We start from the raw sequence: 24,990 nt of genomic DNA on the forward strand, positions 1-24,990 counted from the left end.
TTTTCTAAAATAGGAGGAAATATAGCATGCTACGTAAAACAAAAATCGTTTGTACGATTGGTCCTGCAAGTGAATCGGTTGAAAAATTAACACAGTTAATAAATGCGGGAATGAATGTTTCCCGATTAAATTTTTCCCATGGAGATTTTGAAGAACATGGGGCAAGAATTATAAATATCAGGGAAGCTGCTAAGCAAACAGGAAAGACTGTAGCGATCCTGCTTGATACTAAGGGGCCTGAAATTCGTACAAATAACATGCAAAACGGCGCAATTGAGCTTATTGCAGGCAATAATATCATCGTATCCATGACAGAAGTTGAAGGAACGACTGAGAAATTTTCTGTTACATACCCAGGACTAATTGAGGATGTTCATGTCGGTTCTAAAATCCTTTTGGATGATGGATTAATTGGTCTTGAAGTGACTGAGATTAATCAATCAGACAAAGAAATTCATACAAAAATTTTAAACAGCGGTACATTAAAGAATAAAAAAGGGGTAAACGTTCCTGGAGTATCGGTTAATCTGCCAGGGATTACAGAAAAGGATACCCAAGATATTCTTTTTGGAATTGAGCAAGGTATTGATTTCATCGCTGCATCATTTGTCCGCCGTGCGAAAGATGTATTAGAAATTCGTCAACTTTTAGAAGCAAATAACGCAGCACACATTCAAATCATTCCAAAAATCGAAAATCAAGAGGGTGTAGATAACATCGATGAGATTCTTGAAATCTCAGATGGTTTGATGGTTGCCCGCGGAGATCTGGGCGTCGAAATTCCTGCTGAAGAAGTACCACTTGTACAAAAAATGTTAATTAAGAAATGTAATGCACTCGGGAAGCCTGTTATTACAGCGACTCAAATGCTTGATTCTATGCAGCGCAACCCAAGACCAACTCGTGCGGAAGCAAGTGACGTAGCGAATGCCATTTTTGACGGTACAGATGCCATCATGCTTTCTGGTGAAACAGCAGCTGGTCAATACCCTGTTGAGGCTGTACAGACGATGCATAATATTGCTTCTAGAGCAGAACAGGCTTTAGATCATAAAGAAATCTTATCTAACCGCAGCAAAAATACTGATCATAATCTAACCGATGCGATCGGTCAATCTGTCGCACATACCGCTTTAAATCTTGAGGTGAAGTCCATTATTACACCTACGGAAAGCGGTCATACGGCTAGAATGATTTCTAAATACCGTCCAAAGGCTGCCATTGTTGCTGTAACAGCTAATGAGACAACAGTTCGTCGTTTGCAGTTGGTTTGGGGAGTTTATCCACAGCTTGGCAGAACCTCAACGACCACTGATGAAATGCTTGATACAGCAGTAGAATCAAGCTTGGAGAGCGGTATCGTTAAACATGGTGATTTAGTTGTTATTACTGCAGGTGTACCTGTTGGTGAAGCTGGCACAACTAACTTAATGAAGATTCATGTTGTTGGAGATATTCTTGCTAAGGCACAGGGGATCGGACGCCGCTCTGCATTTGGTAAGGTTGTCGTTGCTCATGATGCAAAGGAAGCATTGGAAAAAGTAAAAGCAGGTTCTATTCTTGTTGCGCTTGGAACAGATCGTGATATGATGCCTGCGATCGAGAAGTGTGCTGCAATCATTGCTGAAGAGGGCGGATTAACTAGTCATGCTGCAGTAGTTGGTCTAAACTTAGGTATCCCAGTAATTGTTGGTGTAGAACGTGCAATTGAGTTATTTAGAGATGGCCAAGAAATTACTGTTGATGCTGCAAGAGGGATTGTTTACAACGGTCACGCAAGTGTACTTTAATGATAAGCCTTGTGTATGTGAGCTTTGATTTTAAATAAGTAGGCTCTGTTTAAGGACATTGTTGATTGGAGCGGAAGGCACTTGACTCCTGCGGGAGAACGGGGCCGAGGAGGCTTCCCGGCACGCCCGCGGAAAGCAAGTGCCGGGAGCGGAAATCAACAGCCAAATTTAACAGAACAAATAAGTAAAAAACGTCAGCATCCGTTAGGGGCTGACGTTTTTTGATGGGTTTAAGTGAGTTTGCTTCCTATACTTCGCGGCCTTTGATAAACGCCCAAACATCCTGAAACACATTGGCTCGTTTTAGTGTGCTTATTATCACAAGGGTAACTGGACCAACAATTAAGCCTAAAAAGCCAATTAATTTAAAACCTACAAATAAAGCAATAAGGGTTGCTAAAGGATCCAGGCCGATACTTGATGACAGGATTTTTGGCTCCATAATTTGACGCTGAACGAGTACAACAATATAAAGAACGCCTAGTCCAATGGCAAGGCCCATATCACCGCTAATTGAGGCATAGATAATCCATGGCACGAAGACCGCACCGGTTCCTAAGTAAGGAATAATATCAACAATCCCCGTTGCTAATGCAATCGTAATTGCATAATCTACTCTAAGAATCAGCAAGCCGATAAGAATGATTACCGTTGTAATGGATATAAGGGTGAGCTGCGCTTTGATAAAGCCGAATAACGCTTTTTTTAAGTCAGCAAATACAGTTTTACCACTGGTTTTTGCTTTTTGAGGTAATAGTCTTCCTCCCATGGCAGACAAGTGGTACCAATCCTTGCTGATAAAGAAGGTTGCCAATAATGAGAAGATCAAAACTGTTGCGGCGTTCGGAAACCATGACAGGATATTTGGTATATTACCGAAAAGATTTTTTATAAAAGTCCCCACTGTTGATCCGATCTTTGCCCCAACATTTTGAATATTACCGATAATGGTGTCCTGCTGACCGGCCTCCAGCTTATTAAAAACACTCGTTAATTGATTGTATAAGGGAATTATCTGAGCAGTAAAATAATCCTCGAGATAATTGATCAGTGTATCAAGATGTTCTGGGACCACTGTAGCTAAATAGGCAGCGCCAGAGACAATTTCTGCAACTAAAAGAGTAATTATACCGGCACAAAACGCAAACATCACGATTAAGGCTATAAGTACTGCTAATACGCGCGGCATCTTTACCCTTTTCTCAAGGAAATCGACGAAGGGGTTAATGAGAAATGCAATAATTAAACCTATTAAAAAAGGATAGGTAACTTTTGACAAAAAATAAAACAGATACAGTGCCAAAAACACACCGCCCACTACGAGTAAGAATCGTATGGTCCGGTATATATATTTAAGCTCCAAAAACAGCCCTCCTTTAGTAAAAATAGTAACTTCAGTTTAACATTTTATGATTAAGACTGCATAATTTTCCAAATGAATTTATTCTTTAAAAATATTACGAACTTCTAGAAAAAAAGTTTCACTAGACAATTGAAAAGAAAAAATGAAGATAACAATTTTTCGTTGGAAATAAATACTATGGTACGATAATTTGGAAAGGATTGGTGAAACTATGCTTAGCGAGTCATTACTATTTCTGATTCTATTACTGGTTATAGGATTTATTGCAAAAAATAGCTCTTTAATGATTGCAATAGGTGTCTTGATTTTATTGAAGATTGTCGGGCTGGAGGCAAAAACATTTTCATACATTCAGTCAAAGGGAATTAACTGGGGAGTAACTCTGATAACCATTGCAGTACTGGCACCCATTGCAAGTGGGGAAATTGGCTTTAAAGATTTAACAGCTTCATTTAAATCACCTTATGCATGGATTGCATTGATCTCAGGGATTCTTGTGGCTTTACTTGCCAAGGGAGGAGTCAAGCTTCTGGCAGATGACCCGCAAATCACTACCGCTTTAGTACTTGGAACCATTTTGTCTGTTTCACTATTTAAAGGGGTAGCTGTAGGGCCTCTGATTGGTGCGGGTATAGCATATACAGCAATGAAAATTATCGGTTTTTTTAGCTAGATTTTTTGTAAAATAATATTTTTTTGTTTTTTTCGGTGTCTTTTCATTCACAAAAATCTGATAATTGTTTATAATAGGCTTGTAAGCGTATCCTTAATTACATAAAATATATATTAATGCTGTATACTTGTAAAAAATATTTTTTTAAATGTTTTTAAGAAAGACACTTACTTGGATTGATTCCGAGCAATCGCTCAGTTAATTGTAAGTGATAAAAATTTGGAGTCACTTGACTAAGTCAAAAAACATATATCACACTCTTAATTCAACTGAAACTGTTCACACCTTTCAGTTGGTATAAGTATTTATTGTCCATTTGAAAGATATAAATGTCTTCAGGGGCATAAGTGTATTAATGAGCTGACAATTCCTTTCAGTCAGCAGATAGGTTTTAAAAGAAAGATGGGGAAATTTAGAATGTGAGGAGAGATTTTGCTATGACAGTAACACGCGGTCTTGAAGGGGTAGTGGCAACAACATCGTCCATAAGCTCAATTATTGATGACACACTAACATATGTTGGCTATGACATTGATGACTTAGCAGTAAATGCTAGTTTTGAAGAAGTGATTTATTTATTGTGGCACAGAAGATTACCGAATGCAGAAGAGTTAGCAGAATTAAAAACACAGCTAGCCCAAAATACAGCATTGCCACCTGAGGTTATTCAACATTTTAAGATGTATCCAATTAAGGAAGTACATCCAATGGCAGCCCTCCGTTCAGCTGTTTCATTATTAGGTTTGTATGACGATGAAGCAGATTTAATGGATGACGAAGCAAACTATCGAAAAGCAGTCCGCCTGCAAGCGAAAATGCCTGCCATTGTAACTACGTTTGCCCGTATCAGAAAGGGTCTTGAACCAGTTGCACCTAGACAGGATTTAAGCTTTGCAGCCAACTTCTTATATATGTTAAGTGGTAAAGAGCCTGAACCAATTGCAGTAGAAGCAATGAACAAGGCGCTTGTATTACATGCTGACCATGAACTTAATGCTTCAACCTTTACAGCTCGTGTGTGCGTAGCGACATTATCTGATGTTTATTCAGGTATCACATCTGCAATTGGCGCTTTAAAAGGACCTCTACATGGCGGTGCAAACGAAGCGGTAATGAAGATGTTATCTGAAATAGGCACACTTGAAAACGTAGAGCCTTATGTTCGCGGCAAACTCGCTAACAAAGAAAAAATTATGGGCTTTGGTCACAGGGTATATCGTAAAGGAGATCCTCGTGCCAAGCATCTTAGAGAAATGTCTAAGAAGTTAACAGAGCTGACTGGCCAGCCGCATTGGTTTGACTTGTCTGTTCAAATCGAAGCGATTGTAACAGGTGAAAAGAAATTACCGCCAAATGTTGATTTTTATTCAGCTTCTGTTTATCATAGCCTAGGAATTGACCATGATTTAATGACACCAATCTTTGCTGTGAGCCGTGTATCAGGCTGGTTAGCACATATCCTAGAACAATATGAAAATAATCGATTAATCCGTCCACGTGCGGAATATACCGGCCCAGGCATGCAAAAATATGTGCCGATTGAGCAAAGAGGTTAATATTTTACTTTTTTTCAAAAAATTGATTCAATAGTATTGAATTAATAAAGGTTAGAGGATAAACTCTCTAACCTTTGATTCAGTCTTTTGATAGATCACGAACAAAGTTTTATACATACCAGGAGGGAGATCATCTAATGCAAGGTGAAAAAATTACAGTTACAAATGGCGTATTAAATGTACCAAACAATCCAATTATCCCGTTTATCGAGGGGGATGGTATCGGGCCTGATATTTGGGCAGCTTCTGAGAGAGTTCTAAACGCAGCAGTAGAAAAAGCCTATAAAGGCGAGCGTAAAATCGTATGGAAGGAAGTTCTAGCTGGTGAAAAAGCTTTCAACCAAACTGGTGAGTGGCTTCCAAAAGAAACGCTTGATGAAATCGACGAATATCTAATTGCTCTAAAAGGTCCATTAACAACACCTGTTGGCGGAGGAATTCGTTCATTAAACGTTGCTCTTCGTCAAGAGTTAGATTTATTTGTATGCTTACGTCCAGTAAGATGGTTTGAGGGTGTTCCTTCACCAGTTAAGCGCCCGCAAGATACTGACATGGTTATTTTCCGTGAAAATACTGAAGATATCTATGCTGGTATTGAATATGAAAAAGGGACGGAAGCAGCAAAGAAGGTAATCGACTTTTTACAGAATGAAATGGGAGTTAACAAAATTAGATTCCCTGAAACATCTGGTATCGGTATTAAGCCAGTTTCTGAAGAAGGAACAAATCGTTTAGTTCGTGCGGCAATTAATTATGCCATTAAAGAAGGCCGTAAGTCTGTTACACTTGTGCATAAAGGGAATATCATGAAATTCACTGAAGGTGCATTCAAAAAATGGGGTTACGAGCTTGCAGAAAAAGAATTCGGTGATAAAGTGTTCACGTGGGCACAATATGACCGCATTAAAGCAGAACAAGGCACAGATGCTGCAAACAAAGCACAAGCTGATGCTGAAGCAGCTGGCAAAATCATCGTGAAAGATGCCATTGCTGATATTTTCTTACAACAAATCCTTACTCGTCCACGTGAGTTTGATGTTGTTGCAACATTAAACTTAAACGGTGACTATATTTCCGATGCCCTTGCAGCTCAAGTTGGTGGAATTGGAATTGCACCAGGTGCTAACATTAACTACGAAACTGGTCATGCGATCTTTGAAGCAACACATGGTACTGCACCAAAATACGCTGGTCTAGATAAAGTAAATCCATCATCTGTTATTCTATCAGGTGTATTATTACTTGAGCACTTAGGCTGGAATGAAGCAGCAACTATGGTTATTAAATCAGTAGAAAAAACAATTGCATCTAAAGTAGTAACGTATGACTTTGCTCGTCTAATGGAAGGCGCAACTGAGGTTAAGACATCTGAATTTGGTGATGAGTTAATCAAAAACATGGAATAAACAAAAGGGGAAGCGTCTAGATTAGTGGCATAGTTTGCAAGGATAAGGGTGCTTGTTAGAAGGTGTTGACCATCGACCCTAGGCGGATGTTTTACAAAGGCTGTTTTTATAACAGCCTCTTTCTTAAGTATTAATATTAATACGAAAAAAGGGGAGAAAGAAAATGTCATTAAAACGTAAAAAGGTTTCAGTAATCGGCGGCGGTTTTACAGGTGCAACAACAGCATTTTTATTAGCGCAAAAAGAGCTTGGAGACGTCGTTTTAGTTGATATACCCCAAATGGAAAACCCTACTAAAGGTAAAGCATTAGATATGCTTGAAGCTAGCCCGGTTCAAGGCTTTGATTCAAATATTATTGGTACTTCTAATTACGAAGATACTCGTGATTCTGATATTGTAGTAATCACAGCTGGGATTGCTCGTAAACCGGGCATGAGCCGTGATGATTTAGTTCAAACCAATCAAAAAGTTATGAAGAGTGTAACGCAGGAGATTGTGAAATATTCTCCAAATTGTACAATCATTGTCTTAACAAACCCAGTTGATGCAATGACTTACACTGTTTATAAAGAATCTGGCTTCCCTAAAAACCGTGTCATTGGTCAATCAGGTGTACTTGATACAGCTCGTTTCCGCACATTCGTTGCACAAGAATTAAATCTTTCTGTAAAAGATATTACAGGATTTGTTCTTGGAGGACATGGCGACGATATGGTTCCGCTTGTACGTTATTCTTTTGCCGGCGGTATTCCATTAGAAACTTTGATACCAAAAGACCGTTTAGATGCGATTGTTGAACGTACTAGAAAAGGCGGCGGCGAAATTGTTAACCTTCTTGGTAATGGAAGTGCTTACTACGCTCCAGCTGCTTCTTTAGTGGAAATGTGCGAAGCCATTTTAAAAGATCAACGACGTGTATTACCTTCCATCGCATACTTAGAAGGCGAGTTCGGCTACGATGGTATTTACCTTGGTGTACCAACCATTCTTGGTGCAAATGGTATTGAAAAGGTAATAGAATTAGAGCTAACGGCTGATGAAAAAGCTGCATTAGATAAATCAGTGGAATCAGTTCGTAATGTCATGCAGGTATTAATTTAATAAATCTTTGATTCGGGGATCACTTTGCGGTCCCCGAATTTCTCTATTCCTTATGAAATCGCTTACAGAAAAGGTGGAATATGATGCTTTTAGGAAAAAAAAGAAAGCTTGGGAGAAGAATTGAAGAGATAAATGTGGGTGAAAAGTTATCGTTAACGGAAAAAGTGGAAGATAAGGATCTCCTGTTGTACCTAGGCTTGACTGGCGATGCCAATCCTCTTTATATTCAACATGATTATGCTTCTCAAACTCCATTTGAAAAACCGATTGTGCCAACTGTAATGCTAACAGGCATTATTACCTCTGCCATATCTAAGTATCTCCCTGGTCCTGGGAGCCATATCTTAAGCCAGGAAATCACGTTTATTAAGCCGGTTTATCATTATGGAACGGTAGAGTTTCTGTTTGAAATTATTGAGGTGAAACGCTCCGAACATGTTGTGGTGATTCGTGTCTTTGGGATGAATGAGGACGATGAGACAGTGATTGATGGAAAGTTAACTGTGTGCCCGCCGTATCGGTTAGAGGATATACATGGGAAGGTTTTGGATAATTTTTAATTTGAGGATAAATCACAGTGAGATAGGTGTATGAGGACTAACAGATCATACACCGAAGTCCTTTTGTCCACATAAGTCGTTCATGAGGACAGAAAGAGCTAGAAAAGAGGCCTTCATGTCCGCATAAGGTGTTCATGAGGACATTAAGGGGAGGATTTCTGGCCCCTTGTCCGTATGGATTCTAAAAGCAACATCCCAAATTTAACCTTAACTTTTATCCACATAATACGAGTACTTTCCATGCCCATTCCGAGATAGGTTTTTTATTAATGTTCTATTAATCTGCTTCTTAGATATCATCATCCCACACCACTCAAAAACACCATTAGTAGTAATCTTCCTATCCGCAAACAACAACCGGATCTCCTCTACACACCGTAAAACAGCAGACTCCACACTTTCCACATGACCGCAATCCGAACAAACAACCTTACCATTGCACACCGAACATGAAAAAGAATGACAGTCAAAACAGGTAATCCCTTTGCGTAACTGCGTGTATTTATAAGAAGGGATCTTTGAATATGAATAAGGGGGATGAACCTGATGTAAAGAAATGAGTTTATCCGCGATCTTTTTATGCCGATGAGTTAACTTAGAAGGTTCATTATTTAGTTTTTTCATAAGCTGAATTAACTGTGGTAGATAAAAAATGGGTTTATTCATAGGAGCTTGATACAAGAAAAACTCGGGGTTTACAAATACAACGCAGGCCTCAATCGATAGGTTATAACCATGGTTTTGAAATAATTGTTGGAGCAAGGAGTGGCTTCTTTTTATCTGTTCAAGTGGGTTTTTAATGATTTTTCCGAAAATTGTCTCAAATCGTTCCTCTCGATAACAATAATCACCTTCATAATTTTTTACCTCAAAAAAATAAAAATTGTTTTGAAAAATAATGAAGTATCCAGCTGAAAAGAGGTGTTATTAACTTCAAGAAGCAAATCATTCAAAATTAAACAATCGCTTTTCAGTTGTTCTGTTAATAAATCAAACTGGACTTCTCCTGTATAACCTTTCTCTTGATATAAATAATACTTTTGCTGCTCGGGTGTTAACTCCATCCGGATATTTAAGAGTCTTAAAATCTTTAAATCCATTGGTATTGAGCGAGGTTTATATGTCATAGAACACATCCTTTTTTTTTTACAAATACTATTTTAATAAAGCCAAAAAGCCGAAAGGCACCATAAATGTGAATTCTTTGTAAATTTTTTTACATGAAAGCGGTTATAATTTAACAAATGTCGATATTAGCCGATAAAACTAGATAATCCATATTCCTTATATATATAATGAGGGTATCTAGGAAAAATGGGGGTATTTATATGAAAAATAAAGTACTAGTTGTGGATGATGAACAATCAATTGTAACTTTACTTCAATATAATTTGGAACAAGCTGGGTTCGAGGTTCTAACTGCAATGGACGGTCAAGAGGGAAAACGTTTAGCTGAGACACAGTCCCCTGATATTATTGTATTAGACTTAATGCTGCCGCAATTAGATGGAATGGATGTCTGTAAACAACTGCGCCAACAGAATATCATGACCCCAATTATCATGTTAACGGCAAAAGATGATGAGCTTGATAAAATATTAGGTCTAGAGTTTGGTGCAGATGATTATATGGTCAAGCCCTTTAGTCCACGAGAGGTTATAGCAAGGGTTAAAGCTATATTAAGACGAACACAAATTCAAACAGAGGCTGCCGCAGACAATGATGAATCAGACGAGCAAATTCAAATTGGAAAATTAGCCATTTACCCTGGTAAATATGAGGCCTATTTCCAAGAAAATATCCTTGAATTAACATTAAAGGAATTCGAATTACTCCTTTATCTTGGACAAAATAAAGGCCGTGTTTTGACAAGAGACCAATTGCTGAGCGCCGTTTGGAATTATGACTTTGCTGGCGATACTAGAATTGTGGATGTGCATATTTCACACCTAAGGGAAAAAATAGAAGAAGATACGAAGAAGCCTGCCTATATCAAAACGATACGCGGCCTAGGCTATAAACTGGAGGAGCCTAAAGGAGAATGATAAAGTTCCGATCGAGGGCTTTTATTTTATTAATTAGTTTAATCGTAATTGTATTAATTGGTATTGGGATTTTACTAGGGCAATTTTTTAAATATAATTTTTTAGACACCATGAATGAAAAGATTAAAGTGGAAATATGGTGGCTATTATCTGCTGGCCTCGGGACAGCAGTAATTGTCACGATTCTTCTTGGAATCAAGATCACCACGAGGTACACTAAGCCAATTAAATCGGCTACCGAAGTGGCGATTGAGCTTGCGAATGGCAACTATCGTGCCCGTACAAAAGTGAACCGGTTAGATGATACGGGAATGTTAGCGTCTTCGATTAACATGCTGGCAGAGAATCTTGAAGAGCTCACAAAAGTAAGGGAAATGCAGCAGGATCGATTAACCGCTTTGATCGAAAATATGGGAGCAGGTTTAATCCTCATAGACAGCCGTGGGTTTATTAATTTAGTCAATAAGGGCTACATTGATATTTTTCATATTAATCCAAGTGAATATCTAAATAAACAATACTATGAAGTGATTGACTATGAAGAGATTTGTCAACTTATTGCAGAGGTATTTCGTACGGAACAAAAGGTACGTAAACAATTACATTTACCTTTACAGATTGAAAGAAAATATTTTATGGTTTATGGTGTTCCAATTATTGGGGTTAATAATGTTTGGAAAGGTGTTTTGCTCGTATTCCATGATATTACAGAACTCAAAAAACTAGAGCAGATGCGCAAAGATTTTGTCGCTAATGTTTCTCATGAATTAAAAACACCAGTGACCTCAATCAAAGGCTTTACAGAAACACTGCTGGACGGGGCTATGAATAACAAAGAGACATTACAAGCGTTTCTTTCTATTATTTTAAAAGAAAGTGATCGGCTGCAATCTCTCATTCAAGACCTTTTGGAGCTATCTAAAATTGAACAGCATGGCTTTCGTTTAAACATACAGCCATTTGATTTACACTTCCTGCTGAAAGAAGTAATCAAACTTTTAGAAGGAAAAGCTGTTGCGAAAAATATAAAGTTGGAGTTTTCTTGTGAACAGTCCCCAGTGTTGATTAAAGGGGATACGGATCGATTAAAACAGGTGTTTATCAATTTAATTAGTAATGCCATTTCCTACACTCCGACCAATGGCGCAGTGGAAATTTTCCTAGTTGAGTACGAACAAAAAGTGAGTGTCCATGTAAAAGACACTGGCGTTGGTATCAGTAAAGAAGATATTCCACGAATTTTTGAGCGGTTTTATCGTGTGGACCGAGCAAGAAGCCGAAACTCCGGTGGGACAGGTCTAGGTCTTGCAATTGTGAAACATTTAATTGAAGCCCATCACGGGATCATAAGCGTGAAGAGTAAATTGGGCGAGGGCAGTGAATTTACAATTGAACTGCCTAAAGAAATGATTTTGATGGATGGTGAAAGTTAATGGAAAAGAAAAAGCTTGTGCTGATTGATGGGAATAGTATTGCCTATCGGGCCTTTTTTGCTCTCCCTTTACTTAATAATGATAAAGGCATACATACTAATGCAGTATATGGTTTTACTACGATGTTAATGAAAATCCTGGAGGATGAGAAGCCGACCCATATGCTGGTCGCTTTTGATGCGGGTAAAACAACATTTCGGCATAAAACCTTCGGGGAGTATAAAGGCGGCCGGCAAAAAACACCACCTGAGCTTTCTGAGCAATTCCCGTTCATTCGAGAACTTTTGGATGCATATGGCATCTCGAGATATGAGCTTGAAAATTATGAAGCAGATGATATTATCGGAACCCTTTCCTTGACAGCAGAAAATGATGGATTTGAAGTTAAAGTGATTTCTGGAGATAAAGATTTGACGCAGCTGTCCTCACCGATTACTACTGTTGGTATCACAAGAAAAGGGATTACAGATATTGAGGAATATACCCCTGAGCATGTAGCGGAAAAATATGGTCTGACTCCAAATCAAATTATTGATATGAAAGGATTAATGGGTGACCAATCCGATAATATTCCCGGAGTTCCTGGCGTGGGAGAAAAAACAGCCATTAAGCTGCTCAAAGAATTTAACACCCTGGAAAATTTACTAGAATCAATTGATCAAGTAAGTGGAAACAAACTGAAAGAAAAATTAGCAGAATTCAAGGAGCAAGCCATAATGAGCAAGGAATTGGCTACAATTGAGAGAAAAGCTCCGGTAGAAGTTGATTTAGATGCGATTGCATATGAAGGTTTTATCAGAGAGAAACTTATCCATTTATTTAAAGAATTAGGCTTTAACTCCTTATTAGAAAAGCTCGGTGATGAACCATTAGAAATGGTGGAACATGAGCTTGAGGCTATTGACTTTGTCATCCCCGATGAAATTACAGAAGATATTTTTGCAGATACTAATTATTTCTATGTGGAAATGCTGGACGATAATTATCACTATGCAGATATTATTGGATTGTCAATTGTGAATGAAAAAGGGCACTATTACTTGCCGACGGATCTAGCGTTGAAATCAGACACTTTTAAAAAGTGGGCGGAGGATGATCAGAAAAAGAAAATCGTTTATGATGCTAAGCGCTCTGAGGTTTCATTAAGGAGATATGATATTCATTTAAAAGGAACGGCTTTTGATATTTTAATGGCAGCCTATCTGATTAATCCATCTGAAAATATTGAAGATCTTGCCGCAATTGCTAAAAGATATGAAATTCATAATATCCAATCAGATGAATCTTTTTATGGAAAGGGAGCAAAACGTAAGATTCCTGAAACAGACAAGCTTGCTGAACATCTTGTCCGGAAAAGCCTGGCAATGTCTGATTTAAAAGAAAAACTTGAAGATGAATTAAAGGAAAACGAACAATATGAATTATTTAAGGAATTAGAAATGCCTTTATCCCTTATCTTAGCCGATATGGAATCTACTGGAATTAGGGTGGAACGTGACCGGCTTCAAAGGATGGGGAAAGAACTTACGGAGAGGCTCCTTGAAATTGAGGGGAAAATATGTGAGCTGGCTGGGGAAAAGTTTAACATCAATTCACCTAAACAATTAGGTGTCATTCTTTTTGAAAAATTAGGCTTGCACTCCTTTAAGAAGACGAAAACCGGTCACTCAACATCGGCGGATGTGTTAGAGAAATTAGCAGAGGATCACGAAATTATTCAGTTTATCCTTTTATATCGCCAGCTAGGGAAATTGCAATCAACCTATATTGAGGGACTGCTTAAAGTCATTAACCCAAAAACAGAAAAGGTACATACCAGGTACCAGCAAACATTAACGGCTACAGGCCGTTTGAGCTCAATCGATCCAAACCTGCAAAATATTCCTATTCGTCTTGAGGAAGGGCGGAGAATACGTCAGGCATTTGTACCATCTGAAAAGGGCTGGGTGATTTTTGCGGCCGATTATTCGCAGATTGAACTTCGTGTCCTTGCGCATATTGCTGATGATGAAAAGCTAATAGATGCTTTTAAGCACGATATGGATATTCACACGAAAACGGCGATGGAGGTATTTCATGTGGATGAAGATGAGGTAACCTCCAACATGAGACGACAGGCCAAAGCTGTTAACTTCGGGATTGTCTACGGGATCAGCGATTATGGACTTTCTCAATCGTTAGGAATTACAAGGAAAGAAGCTGGTCAGTTTATCGACCGTTATCTTCATACTTATCCAGGTGTGAAGGAGTATATGGATGATATTATTCATTCTGCCAGACAAAAAGGGTATGTAACCACCTTAATGCAAAGAAGAAGGTATCTCCCGGAAATTACAGCTCGTAATTTTAATTTGCGAAGCTTTGCGGAAAGAACGGCGATGAATACTCCAATCCAAGGAACAGCAGCTGATATTATCAAAAAAGCCATGATCGATATGGATGAGGCCCTAAAGGATAAAGGTCTTAAAACACGTCTCTTACTCCAGGTTCATGACGAATTAATTTTCGAAGCTCCTGAAGAGGAGATGGAAGTTTTAAAGAAACTGGTTCCTGACGTCATGGAGAATGCTCTCGAGTTAAAAGTACCGTTGAAGGTGGATTATGCCTATGGTCCAACCTGGTTTGATGCTAAATAAGAAGGAGAATTAACATTGCCGGAACTTCCTGAGGTAGAAACAGTTAGAAAGACATTAAAACATCTTGTTCTTCATAAGAAGATTGTCAATGTTACTGTCTATTGGGCTAAGATCATAAAAAATCCTGTTGAGGTGGAGCAATTTATTGATGCCTTAAAAGGAGAAACAATTGTTGATGTAGGCCGAAGAGGGAAATTTTTAATTATTTATACAGACCATTTTGCTTTGGTGTCTCATTTACGTATGGAGGGCAAATATGGTTTATATCCAAGAGAAGAAGAGTTTGATAAACACACACATGTGATTTTTCATTTTTCGGATGAAACGGAGTTAAGATACCGCGATGTTCGTAAGTTTGGAACGATGCATCTTTATAAAAAAGGGGAGGAATTTCTGAAGCCTCCATTGTTAGAACTTGGACCTGAGCCCTTTTCGGAAGAATTTACTAAGAATTACTTGGCTGAGAAATTGAAGAGGACGAATCGAAAAATTAAAACTGCTTTATTAGACCAAAAACTGTTTGTCGGTCTTGGAAATATTTATGTAGATGAGGCACTATTTCGTTCTGGTATCCATCCTGAGCGGATTGCGAATACCCTTGATGAGAGCGAAATATCCGTTCTTCATGATGAAATTGTTGCTACCTTAGGTGAAGCTGTTAAAAAAGGCGGCAGCACCATTCGTTCTTATGTGAACTCTCAAGGCCAAATCGGCATGTTTCAATTGGAATTATATGCTTATGGCCGTACAGGGGAAGCATGTAAAAAATGCGGTACCCCTCTTCAAAAGACAACGGTGGGCGGTAGAGGGACACACTATTGTCCGACCTGCCAAAAACTTTAAATAGGATATATTAAATAACAAGAAGGCTTAGTCATTTGCCCATGGCACATTGGATGGGCTCCTGCCATATACTATCGTAGTATTTTGGAGGAAGGAGCCCTAAAACATCATGGTTCAGTTGTTCTCACTTCTTATTTTAGCTTTTGCTCTTAGCCTTGACAGCTTTAGTGTCGGATTTACCTACGGGTTGAGGCAAATGGTCATGCCGGTTAAATCAGTGTTGATTATCGCCGGCTGTTCGGCTGTCTCATTAATGATAGCAGTGTCAATCGGACATGGTCTAGAAAAGATCTTATCACCAAAACTAACGGCAAGCCTTGGAGGGATCATCCTCATTGGCCTTGGTGCATGGGTGTTGTATCAGTTTTTCCGGCCTGAGAGGGAAAAAGAAGAGATCACACATGAAAAAACGATCGTCAACTTTGAAATCCGCTCTTTAGGAATCGCCATAAACATCCTAAAAAAACCGATGTCTGCTGACTTTGACCAATCGGGAACCATTACTGGGATCGAAGCATTGATGCTGGGCTTTGCTTTATCATTAGATTCCTTTGGCGCTGGAATTGGAGCGGCCATGCTAGGGTATTCCCCCTTTTCCTTAGCATTTGCAGTAGCCGTGATGAGCTCACTGTTTGTTATGTTAGGGATTAAAAGTGGAACCTTTTTTCATAAATTTGAATGGATTCAAAAGTTTACATTCTTGCCAGGAATCTTATTAATCATCATTGGAGTTATGAAGCTATAGACTTAGAAAGGATTAAAACCAACCATGTCACTAGTTATTGGATTAACGGGTGGAATTGCCAGTGGTAAAAGCACAGTTTCAAACATGTTAAAAGGAATGGCTATAACCGTTATTGATGCAGATATAGAAGCGCGTTTAGCAGTAATGAAAGGGGAACCTGCATACAAAGAAATTATTGCAGAATTTGGTGAGGACATTCTATTAGAAAATGGAGAAATCGACCGGCAAAAACTTGGTGCCATTATCTTTCACCAAAAGGATAAACGCCAGCGTTTAAATGAAATAACCCATCCGGAAGTAAGAAGAAGCATGCTAGAACAAGTGGAAAAAGCTAAAAGAGATAATGAAAAAGTAGTAGTTTTGGATATCCCTTTATTATTTGAAAGTAAATTAACCTATATGGTTGAAAAAACGTTACTTGTATATGTGGATCGGGATATACAATTGCAAAGATTAGTGGAAAGAAACAGTCTGTCCATTGCTGACGCACAAGCAAGAATCAGTTCCCAGATGCCTTTATCTGAAAAAATAAAGCTTGCAGATGCTGTAATCAATAATAATGGATCACTTGAAGAGACAAAACATCAGCTTCTTAAGGTATTAGATAATTGGGGAATCAAACAAAAATAATTTTTTGGAGAAGGCGTAAGCCTTCTTTTTTTATATGAAAAATGATAAATCAGCACTAGGATAGCAAATATTAAAAAAATCCGCATTTAAATTATCACAAATAAACCTAAATGTGTTATACTAATTACAAGAATACTAGTTTAAAGTATAACATTAATGTGGAAGGGGCGTTAAAATGAAGGCAAGAATTGCAATTAATGGATTTGGGAGAATTGGAAGGATGGTTTTTAGACAAGCGATCCTTGAAAATAAGCTTGATGTTGTAGCAATCAATGCGAGCTATCCGGCAGAAACTTTAGCTCATTTAATTAAATATGATTCAAATCATGGGCCATTTCAGGGAGATGTCATTCCTTTAGATCATGCATTGATCGTCAATGGAAAAAGAGTCAAATTATTAAATAATCGGAAACCTGAGGAGTTGCCTTGGAGAGAACTTGGAATAGATATCGTGATTGAGGCAACGGGAAAATTTAATTCACGCGAACAAGCGGCGCTTCATCTGGAAGCAGGAGCCAAAAAGGTTATTTTGACTGCTCCAGGAAAAAATGAAGACGTTACCATTGTAATGGGGGTAAATGAAAATATGCTTGATATTAACGAGCATGATATTATCTCCAATGCCTCGTGTACAACAAACTGCCTTGCACCAGTTGCAAAGGTTTTGGATGAAAAATTCGGCATTGAGTGCGGCTTAATGACCACGGTCCACGCATACACAAATGATCAAAAAAATATTGATAATCCACATAAAGATTTACGGAGAGCACGTTCATGTGGACAATCTATCATTCCAACAACAACAGGAGCAGCCAAGGCTATTTCACTGGTATTGCCGCAATTAAAAGGAAAACTTCATGGGATGGCATTGCGTGTGCCTACGCCAAATGTGTCTTTAGTCGATTTAGTAGTCGATTTAAAATGTGATGTGACAATTGATGAAATTAACATGGCGTTTAGAGAGGCAGCAAACGGAAAATTAAAAGGTATTTTGGATATTACTATGGAGCCATTAGTATCTGTAGATTTTAATACAAATACCCATTCTTCCATTATTGACGGTCTTTCGACGATGGTAATGGGAAAAAGGAAGGTCAAAGTATTGGCTTGGTATGATAATGAATGGGGTTACTCATCCCGTGTGATAGATCTGGCACTTTATGTAGCAGAGGAAACTACAAAAATCTCAAAAGTAAAGGTAAGCTAATGTTTTATATATTTCATAAAAATTTTTTCAAAGAGGCGTACGAATTAGTACACCTCTTTTTATTTTTATACAGAATGTTGTAAAATAGATAAAAAGGAAGAAACTTGGAGGGGTATGGCTAATATGGTGAATATCTTAACTCGCTTTAAAAAACAAATTGAAACGTCTGACAGAAACAAGGATAACGCATTAAAAACGCACTATTATAAGGCAACATTTAATCAATTATTTCAGTCTGTAGAAAAATTATTTCATGATGATGCCGACTGTAAGGTAACAACGGTATCTAAAGACCATGGGGAGATTGCAGTTGAAATTAATAAACCCATCCCTTGCTTTCTCGTCGTAACTATTGTTTCTGTCAAACCATTAGAAACAGCAGTGGATTTTAATATATCTTCGGAGAGTTTTTCACTTCTTGGCCTGTATCCACAATTGAAAAAAAGAATTGAATCCTATTATGAACGGATAGGGAGATTACATAACCTTGTCGAAATAAGAAAAAACGTGTAATCCTCTACTTGTGTAAAAGTCTGCTTTTTTATAAGATAAAGTTAAGGATTTTGTTCGGGATTATAGGCTATTTTAGAAAGATTCAAAACGTATAACGCCTTTGTCTTCTCCCTTAGGGGAATGCCAGTAGCAAGGTTCCTTTATTCAGATTTGGAGTTGATTAACGATGAAGTGCCCTTCATGTCAAAATTATGGTACACGTGTGCTTGATTCCCGGCCTGTTGATGAAGGACGTGCAACACGGAGAAGAAGAGAATGCGAAGAATGCGGATATCGTTTTACTACTTTTGAGAAAATCGAAGAGATTCCCTTAATTGTAGTGAAAAAAGAAGGAACAAGAGAAGAATTCAGCCGTGATAAAATCCTAAGGGGGCTGATTAAGGCTTGTGAGAAGCGCCCTGTCGCCTTGAAGGAATTAGAGGATATCACGCATGGTGTAGAAAAAGATCTTCGCAGCCAAGGTATTTCAGAGATTAAGAGTGACGCAATTGGTGAGATGGTTATGGACAGGCTTGCCCATGTAGATGAAGTCGCCTACGTAAGATTTGCATCTGTTTACCGCCAATTTAAGGATATAAATGTATTTATAGAAGAACTAAAAGAATTAATAAAAAAGGAAAAATCTTAAAAGGAGCTGAAGTACTTGGCTCTTTTTCTTAATTTATACAGGGGAAAGGTTGGATTGATATGGCGCAGCATTGGCAGGAAATTCTTCCTATCGACCGTTATATTGTAGCAGCAGAGGGGCTGCTGCATGAGTATGACCGCAAAGTGCTGACGTTTTTATATCAGCCGCTGATTGGGTCAACTTGCTTAAGTTTATATATGACGCTTTGGGCAGAGCTTGAAGAAAATCGACTTTGGTCAGAGTCGTCGACACATCATCTATTAATGAATCTGATGGGAATGAATTTAAAGGATATTTATGAAGCAAGGTTAAAGCTAGAGGGTATTGGATTAATCAAAACCTTCGTTAAAACTGTTGATGATGAGCGATCTTTCATTTATGAGCTTCAACCGCCTTTAAATCCGGAGCAATTTTTTTTAGATGGGATGTTAAATATTTATTTGTTCCGGAAAATTGGTAAAAATCATTTTGCGCGATTGAAACGTTTTTTTACCGACCAACAAAAGCCAAAGGAAAATGAATTTCAAAATGTAACTAAGTCGTTTCAGGATGTTTTTGCTTCGGAGACTCTTGGGAGCATGCAATATTTACAAGATGTATCAGGGGAATTAAAGGCTGAAGAGGATGAACAATTTGTCGGCCGACATGAACAAAAGGGAATCCAAATCCATGCCGATACATTCGATTTTGGCTTATTAATGGCTGGATTAAATGAATCCCTTGTTCCAGGGAAGGCACTGACGAAAAAGGTTAAAGAAGTGATTAGTAATCTGTCTTTCCTGTATAATATAAATCCTATTGAAATGAAAAATCTCATTCTGGATGCGATAACTCCAAATAATGAAATTGATGTCGAAGACTTAAGAAAAGCAGCACGAAACTGGTATCAATTTGAAAATAATGATCAGTATCCGAGTTTAGTTGAACGTACGCAGCCGCCAAGATATCGTGTCCAATTAGAGGAGCCAAAGACTAAAGAAGAAATGTTAGTTCGATCTTTAGAAACCACCTCGCCAGTTAAAGTATTTAGAGATGCTTCTCACGGGATAGAGCCTTCCGAAACTGAATTAAAAATTATTGAAGATGTTATGTTCAAGAAAAAACTTTTACCCGGTGTAGTGAATGTTCTTATACAGTATGTTCTTTTAAAAGCTGATTCCAAGTTTACAAAGAATTATGTGGAGCAAATTGCCAGTCATTGGGCAAGGAAGGAAGTAAAAACGGTTAAAGAGGCAATGGAATTAGCGAGAGATGAACATAGTAAGTATCTGTCTTGGAATGAAGAGAAGAAAAATAGAAAGTCTGCTTCCAAAAAAACGATAAGGACAGAACTCTTGCCTGATTGGTTCGATAAAGAACCGAAAAAAGAGGGTGAAGAGGGACAAAAAGAAAGAAATCCTGATTTAGAGGCTAAAAAACGGGAAATTGAAGAAATGTTAAAGGCCATTGAAGATTAAGAGGTGACATATGGAAAAGATAAACCGAACACTGAAACGGATAGCCTCAAGTGAAAACTTTCAAAAACGTTATGAAAAAATGCGTCAAGAAACTTTGTCACATCCAGATGTAAAATCGTTTATAAGGGAACATCAAAATGAGTTAACCAAGGATACGATTGAAAAAGGCTTAAACAAGCTCTATGAGTACATTAATCAAAGCAAAGAATGTAATAAGTGTGAAAGTCTTGACGGATGTATCAATATGATGAAGGGCTATCACCCGGAGCTGGTTTTAACAAGAAATTCAATTGATGTCCGGTATGAACGCTGTCCAAGAAAAATGATGGATGATGAAAAACGAAAAAATGAACGGCTCATTAAAAGTTTATATGTTCCTAAAGATATCCTAAATGCGACGTTTGAAGATTTAAAACATGATGATACCCGAATTGATGCCATTCAAAAATCACTCTCGTTTATTTTAAATTATGAACAAGGGAAACCGGCAAAAGGTTTATATTTATATGGAGAGTTCGGAGTAGGAAAATCATATCTGCTAGGCGCTATCGCTAACAAACTAGCGAAAAAACAAATTACATCAATGATTGTTTATGTCCCGGAGCTGTTGCGAGAGATGAAAAGCTCCATTGCTGATTCCAGCTTAAATGAAAAAATTGAGGCCTTAAAAAAAGAACCAATATTAATGCTAGATGATATCGGTGCAGAGGCTGTATCAAGTTGGACAAGGGATGAGGTCCTGGGACCAATTCTGCAATTCCGTATGCTTGAAAGCCTTCCTACATTTTTTACTTCGAACTTTGATTTTAAAGGGTTGGAGCATCATTTAACATATAGTCAGCGTGGAGAGGAAGAGAAAATGAAAGCCCGCCGAATTATGGAAAGGATCCGAACTTTATGTGAGCCTGTTTTAGTAGATGGGCCGAATAGAAGATAAAAATTGTTTTTTATGGACTGCCTTATTGCAAGGCAGTTTTTTTTATTTAAATAATAATTCCGAAGGTTAGTGGACTTCTATTTTGGCCAAGTCCCCCATATATATTAAACAGAGATTGGCTAAAAAGGGGGGATTTGGTTGGCGGAAATCATCTTCCAAAGCAAGATGGATGCAAAGCGGTTTTTAAACCACTTGCTAACGTATTTACCATTCAATTCTGATGAAAAAACTATTCTTCTAATTGAAGATCGACATATAGTGAAAATTTTAGATGAAAGTTTTTCTAGTGAAATGTCTAATAAAGTAAAAACAGCCTTTTATGATTTTATAACCACAATTAAGCGTGATGATTGGTTTAGAGATATTATTAAGAATCGCTTTTATTTCCAGGATGAAGAAGAACAACATCAGATTATGGAGATTATATATTCCATCCTAGAAGGTCAAAGAGAGGAGCTTTCTGCTTTCTTAAAAGAAACCTATCATGAGACGTCTTTGATTGAGGATGCAGTAAAACATATTTTTCATGAGAATATCTCTTTTTCATTGGAGTCTTTGCTTAAATTTCGCTTGCGGCCGTATCTCCAGATGCTGGAGGAGTATGTAGAGCTCGCTATTGATGAATACAAGATGGAACAGGAATATCAAATGTTTATCCAAATGCTTCGGAACTTTTTGATGAATCGGGAGCCGAAAATGGAAACCTTGCACCTATTGTTTGATGAGGAAATCACCTTTTATAATGAACAGCTTGTGGAGATTAAGCGGGCAGAATTAACAAGGATGATTGATCGGAAATTGTTAGTCAATCACCCGGTGTATGTCGACTCCGTTTCGATTGCACCGCTTTTATCCATTGCTCCCACATCCATTTTTCTTTATACGAACAATCCTGACGAACCGCTGGTGAGAACCATAAGAAATATATTTGAAGAACGGGTGACGATTAAAAATTATGCTGCCTTAAGAAGTTTGAAAAAGTGGCCGGCGGAACAAGATTCATCACAGAATCATGCATAAAAAAATAAAATACTGTCAATATTTAGTTTTATGTACCTTGCTTTTTTAAAAGTAAATCATTATAATAACGTACATAGTCTAAGTAAACGAACTGGACATGTAATATTTTATAAAAGTAATGATAAGGACAACAGTATTTCTTTACGGTTTAAAGAGAGGAAGACCACCGGCTGAAAGTCTTCTAACACGGAATAAATACTTACCACCTTTAAACTTCGGCAGTGAACCCTTCGTTTTTGATGAAGCAAGTAATTGTTGACGGTCTACAGCCGTTACCCTGACCAAGTCATTTTTAATTGGTTGCTTAAAAATGAGAAATTGGGTGGAACCACGTGTATTAAACTCGTCCCTATTCCTATAGGGACGGGTTTTTTTATTTTTAAAAAAAGAAATGTCCAGCTGCAGCGCCTAGGGGCTCGTCTTATGCCAGTCGCCCCCGGGCAAGGCGCTTCCGCATTTCAATTAAGGAGGAGTTATTATGTCAGATGTTGTTAAGATTTCGTTTCCTGATGGGGCAGTAAAGGAGTTCCCAAGAGGAACAACAACAGAAGATATTGCTGCTTCCATTAGCCCAGGCCTAAAGAAAAAGGCAATTGCAGGCAAATGGAACGGACAAATGTATGATCTTCGCCGTCCTATTCTAGAAGACGGTTCAATAGAAATCGTTACACCAGAATCGAAGGATGCTTTAGAGGTTCTACGCCATAGTACAGCACATTTAATGGCACAAGCGGTAAAAAGAATATATCCAAATGTTAACTTAGGTGTTGGTCCTGTTATTGAAGGCGGCTTCTATTATGACATGGATCTTGATGTATCATTAACACCAGAGGATCTGCCAAAGATTGAAAAGGAAATGGCGAAACTCGTCAATGAGAATCTTGAAATCGTGCGTAAGGAAGTAAGCCGTGCTGAAGCGGTACAGCTGTTTAAAGAAGCAGGAGACCCATACAAGCTTGAACTCATTGAAGCCATTCCAGATGAAGAAACAGTAACTATCTACGAACAAGGAGAATTTTTCGATCTTTGCCGTGGTGTTCATGTACCTTCCACAGGGAAAATCAAAGAATTTAAATTGCTGAGTATTGCAGGTGCTTACTGGCGCGGCAATAGCGATAATAAAATGCTGCAGCGCGTTTACGGAACTGCCTTTTTCAAAAAGGAAGACTTAAAAGAACATCTTCGTTTATTGGAAGAAGCCAAAGAACGTGATCATCGTAAAATTGGTAAAGAATTAAGTCTTTTCACAAGCAACCAATTAGTTGGTCAAGGCTTGCCGTTATGGCTTCCTAAAGGGGCAACCATCCGCCGTGTGATTGAACGCTACATCGTTGATAAAGAGCAGCGCCTTGGTTACGACCACGTGTACACTCCAATTATGGGAAGTGTAGATTTATATAAAACTTCCGGCCACTGGGATCACTATCACGAAGATATGTTCCCTGTAATGGAGATGGATAACGAGCAACTGGTTCTCCGTCCTATGAACTGCCCACATCATATGATGGTGTACAAAAACAGCATGCATAGCTATCGTGAGCTTCCAATTCGTATTGCTGAGCTTGGCTTAATGCATCGTTACGAAATGTCAGGAGCATTAGCAGGCTTGCAGCGTGTTCGTGGGATGACATTAAATGATGCACATATCTTCGTTCGTCCGGATCAAATTAAAGATGAATTTAAACGTGTTGTGAATTTAATTCTAGATGTATATAAAGATTTTAATATTAACGATTACTCTTTCCGTCTTTCTTACAGAGACCCACAGGATACTGAAAAATATTATGATGATGATGCCATGTGGGAAAAAGCACAAAGCATGCTGAAAGAAGCAATGGACGACCTTGGCCTTGATTATTTCGAAGCTGAAGGTGAAGCAGCTTTCTACGGTCCTAAACTTGATGTTCAAGTAAGAACTGCCCTAGGCAAGGATGAAACATTATCAACTGTACAATTAGACTTCTTGCTTCCTGAGCGGTTTGATTTAACTTATGTGGGTGAAGATGGCAAACCGCATCGTCCTGTCGTTATTCACCGCGGCGTTGTATCGACAATGGAACGCTTTGTTGCCTACTTAATCGAAGAATATAAAGGTGCATTCCCTACATGGCTTGCTCCAGTACAGGTCCAAGTGATTCCGGTTTCTCCTGGCGCTCACTACGATTATGCGAGACAGGTTCAGGAACAGCTGAAAAATGAAGGATTCCGTGTAGAATTAGATGGCCGTGATGAAAAAATCGGCTATAAAATCCGTGAAGCACAAATGCTGAAAATCCCATATATGCTCGTAGTGGGTGATAAAGAAGTAGAAGAAAATGCTGTCAACGTCCGTAAATATGGAGAGCAAAAATCAGAAACTAAGCCATTTGCAGATTTCCTTGCTGCGCTTCAAGCAGAGGTTAAACGCGGCTAACTTAGATTTAAAAATACCACGGCCTTTATGGGC

At 38.3% G+C, this 24,990-nt stretch carries 23 protein-coding genes and 1 other annotated feature; of the genes, 20 read left to right on the plus strand and 3 right to left on the minus strand.

Going from position 1 to position 24,990, the window contains the following annotated elements; all coding sequences use genetic code 11:
- Positions 1-26 precede the first annotated feature (26 nt).
- Positions 27-1,790, plus strand: coding sequence for a pyruvate kinase (gene pyk / locus CVD27_RS18615; protein ID WP_101649404.1), 1,764 nt, complete (start codon positions 27-29; stop codon positions 1,788-1,790).
- 81 nt (positions 1,791-1,871) lie between these two features.
- Entirely contained in the window at positions 1,872-2,015 is a 144-nt protein-coding gene (locus CVD27_RS28270) for a hypothetical protein (protein ID WP_180960351.1), read from the plus strand.
- A 22-nt stretch (positions 2,016-2,037) separates the two neighbouring features.
- On the opposite strand, the gene ytvI is transcribed toward CVD27_RS28270, so the two are convergent.
- Positions 2,038-3,153, minus strand: a complete 1,116-nt coding sequence (gene ytvI / locus CVD27_RS18620) for a sporulation integral membrane protein YtvI (RefSeq protein WP_101649405.1) — start codon at positions 3,151-3,153, stop codon at positions 2,038-2,040.
- Between the two features lie 211 nt (positions 3,154-3,364).
- On the opposite strand from ytvI, the gene CVD27_RS18625 reads away from it, so the two are divergent.
- The 5 genes from CVD27_RS18625 to CVD27_RS18645 all read left to right on the plus strand — a co-directional run bounded on the left by CVD27_RS18625 (position 3,365) and on the right by CVD27_RS18645 (position 8,450).
- Entirely contained in the window at positions 3,365-3,826 is a 462-nt protein-coding gene (locus tag CVD27_RS18625) for a DUF441 domain-containing protein (RefSeq protein WP_101649406.1), read from the plus strand.
- 437 nt (positions 3,827-4,263) lie between these two features.
- The gene (citZ, locus tag CVD27_RS18630; protein WP_101649407.1) at positions 4,264-5,382 is read left to right on the plus strand and encodes a citrate synthase; all 1,119 of its coding nucleotides are present in this window, start codon (positions 4,264-4,266) and stop codon (positions 5,380-5,382) included.
- 137 nt (positions 5,383-5,519) lie between these two features.
- Positions 5,520-6,788, plus strand: a complete 1,269-nt coding sequence (icd, locus tag CVD27_RS18635) for an NADP-dependent isocitrate dehydrogenase (protein ID WP_101649408.1) — start codon at positions 5,520-5,522, stop codon at positions 6,786-6,788.
- A gap of 163 nt (positions 6,789-6,951) precedes the next feature.
- Positions 6,952-7,890 carry a malate dehydrogenase gene (gene mdh / locus CVD27_RS18640; RefSeq protein ID WP_101649409.1) on the plus strand — a complete coding sequence of 313 codons (939 nt, stop codon included), beginning with the start codon at positions 6,952-6,954 and terminating at the stop codon, positions 7,888-7,890.
- Between the two features lie 83 nt (positions 7,891-7,973).
- On the plus strand, positions 7,974-8,450 hold the full coding sequence (locus CVD27_RS18645) for a MaoC family dehydratase (RefSeq protein ID WP_101649410.1): 477 nt from the start codon (positions 7,974-7,976) through the stop codon (positions 8,448-8,450).
- A 207-nt stretch (positions 8,451-8,657) separates the two neighbouring features.
- Here CVD27_RS18645 and CVD27_RS18650 read toward each other — a convergent pair whose 3' ends face one another.
- Both CVD27_RS18650 and CVD27_RS28840 read right to left on the minus strand, forming a co-directional pair.
- Positions 8,658-9,350: a nuclease-related domain-containing protein gene (locus tag CVD27_RS18650; protein WP_308301805.1), complete on the minus strand. Its 693-nt coding sequence runs from the start codon at positions 9,348-9,350 to the stop codon at positions 8,658-8,660.
- A complete protein-coding gene (locus tag CVD27_RS28840) occupies positions 9,314-9,577 on the minus strand; it encodes a hypothetical protein (protein ID WP_257984428.1) in 264 nt (87 codons plus the stop codon). Before CVD27_RS28840 ends, CVD27_RS18650 begins: the two co-directional genes overlap by 37 nt.
- A gap of 201 nt (positions 9,578-9,778) precedes the next feature.
- Between CVD27_RS28840 and CVD27_RS18655 the strand changes: the two genes are divergently transcribed.
- From CVD27_RS18655 to thrS, 13 genes are all read left to right on the plus strand, one after another.
- Positions 9,779-10,495, plus strand: coding sequence for a response regulator transcription factor (locus CVD27_RS18655; protein ID WP_101649411.1), 717 nt, complete (start codon positions 9,779-9,781; stop codon positions 10,493-10,495).
- On the plus strand, positions 10,492-11,928 hold the full coding sequence (gene pnpS / locus CVD27_RS18660; RefSeq protein WP_101649412.1) for a two-component system histidine kinase PnpS: 1,437 nt from the start codon (positions 10,492-10,494) through the stop codon (positions 11,926-11,928). The genes CVD27_RS18655 and pnpS overlap by 4 nt, the downstream gene beginning before the upstream one ends.
- Complete coding sequence (gene polA / locus CVD27_RS18665) at positions 11,928-14,564, plus strand: DNA polymerase I (protein ID WP_101649413.1); 2,637 nt, start codon at positions 11,928-11,930, stop codon at positions 14,562-14,564. Before pnpS ends, polA begins: the two co-directional genes overlap by 1 nt.
- Positions 14,565-14,579: 15 nt before the next feature.
- Positions 14,580-15,407: a DNA-formamidopyrimidine glycosylase gene (gene mutM, locus CVD27_RS18670; RefSeq protein ID WP_101649414.1), complete on the plus strand. Its 828-nt coding sequence runs from the start codon at positions 14,580-14,582 to the stop codon at positions 15,405-15,407.
- A 109-nt stretch (positions 15,408-15,516) separates the two neighbouring features.
- On the plus strand, positions 15,517-16,152 hold the full coding sequence (ytaF, locus tag CVD27_RS18675) for a sporulation membrane protein YtaF (protein WP_101649415.1): 636 nt from the start codon (positions 15,517-15,519) through the stop codon (positions 16,150-16,152).
- Positions 16,153-16,176: 24 nt separating this feature from the next.
- Positions 16,177-16,782, plus strand: coding sequence for a dephospho-CoA kinase (coaE, locus tag CVD27_RS18680; RefSeq protein WP_101649416.1), 606 nt, complete (start codon positions 16,177-16,179; stop codon positions 16,780-16,782).
- 175 nt (positions 16,783-16,957) lie between these two features.
- Positions 16,958-17,989, plus strand: a complete 1,032-nt coding sequence (locus CVD27_RS18685) for a glyceraldehyde-3-phosphate dehydrogenase (RefSeq protein ID WP_101649417.1) — start codon at positions 16,958-16,960, stop codon at positions 17,987-17,989.
- 123 nt (positions 17,990-18,112) lie between these two features.
- Positions 18,113-18,502, plus strand: coding sequence for a hypothetical protein (locus CVD27_RS18690; protein WP_101649418.1), 390 nt, complete (start codon positions 18,113-18,115; stop codon positions 18,500-18,502).
- Between the two features lie 166 nt (positions 18,503-18,668).
- Positions 18,669-19,130: a transcriptional regulator NrdR gene (gene nrdR, locus CVD27_RS18695; RefSeq protein ID WP_101649419.1), complete on the plus strand. Its 462-nt coding sequence runs from the start codon at positions 18,669-18,671 to the stop codon at positions 19,128-19,130.
- 59 nt (positions 19,131-19,189) lie between these two features.
- A complete protein-coding gene (locus CVD27_RS18700) occupies positions 19,190-20,587 on the plus strand; it encodes a replication initiation and membrane attachment family protein (protein WP_101649420.1) in 1,398 nt (465 codons plus the stop codon).
- 10 nt (positions 20,588-20,597) lie between these two features.
- Positions 20,598-21,524: a primosomal protein DnaI gene (gene dnaI / locus CVD27_RS18705; RefSeq protein ID WP_101649421.1), complete on the plus strand. Its 927-nt coding sequence runs from the start codon at positions 20,598-20,600 to the stop codon at positions 21,522-21,524.
- A gap of 138 nt (positions 21,525-21,662) precedes the next feature.
- Entirely contained in the window at positions 21,663-22,544 is an 882-nt protein-coding gene (gene ytxC / locus CVD27_RS18710; protein ID WP_101649422.1) for a putative sporulation protein YtxC, read from the plus strand.
- 109 nt (positions 22,545-22,653) lie between these two features.
- Positions 22,654-22,898 (plus strand) — a binding site (T-box leader).
- Positions 22,899-23,022: 124 nt separating this feature from the next.
- The gene (gene thrS / locus CVD27_RS18715; protein WP_101649423.1) at positions 23,023-24,957 is read left to right on the plus strand and encodes a threonine--tRNA ligase; all 1,935 of its coding nucleotides are present in this window, start codon (positions 23,023-23,025) and stop codon (positions 24,955-24,957) included.
- Positions 24,958-24,990: the final 33 nt, after the last annotated feature.

The organism is Neobacillus cucumis (assembly GCF_002860255.1).
Classification (GTDB): domain Bacteria; phylum Bacillota; class Bacilli; order Bacillales; family Cytobacillaceae; genus Neobacillus; species Neobacillus cucumis_A.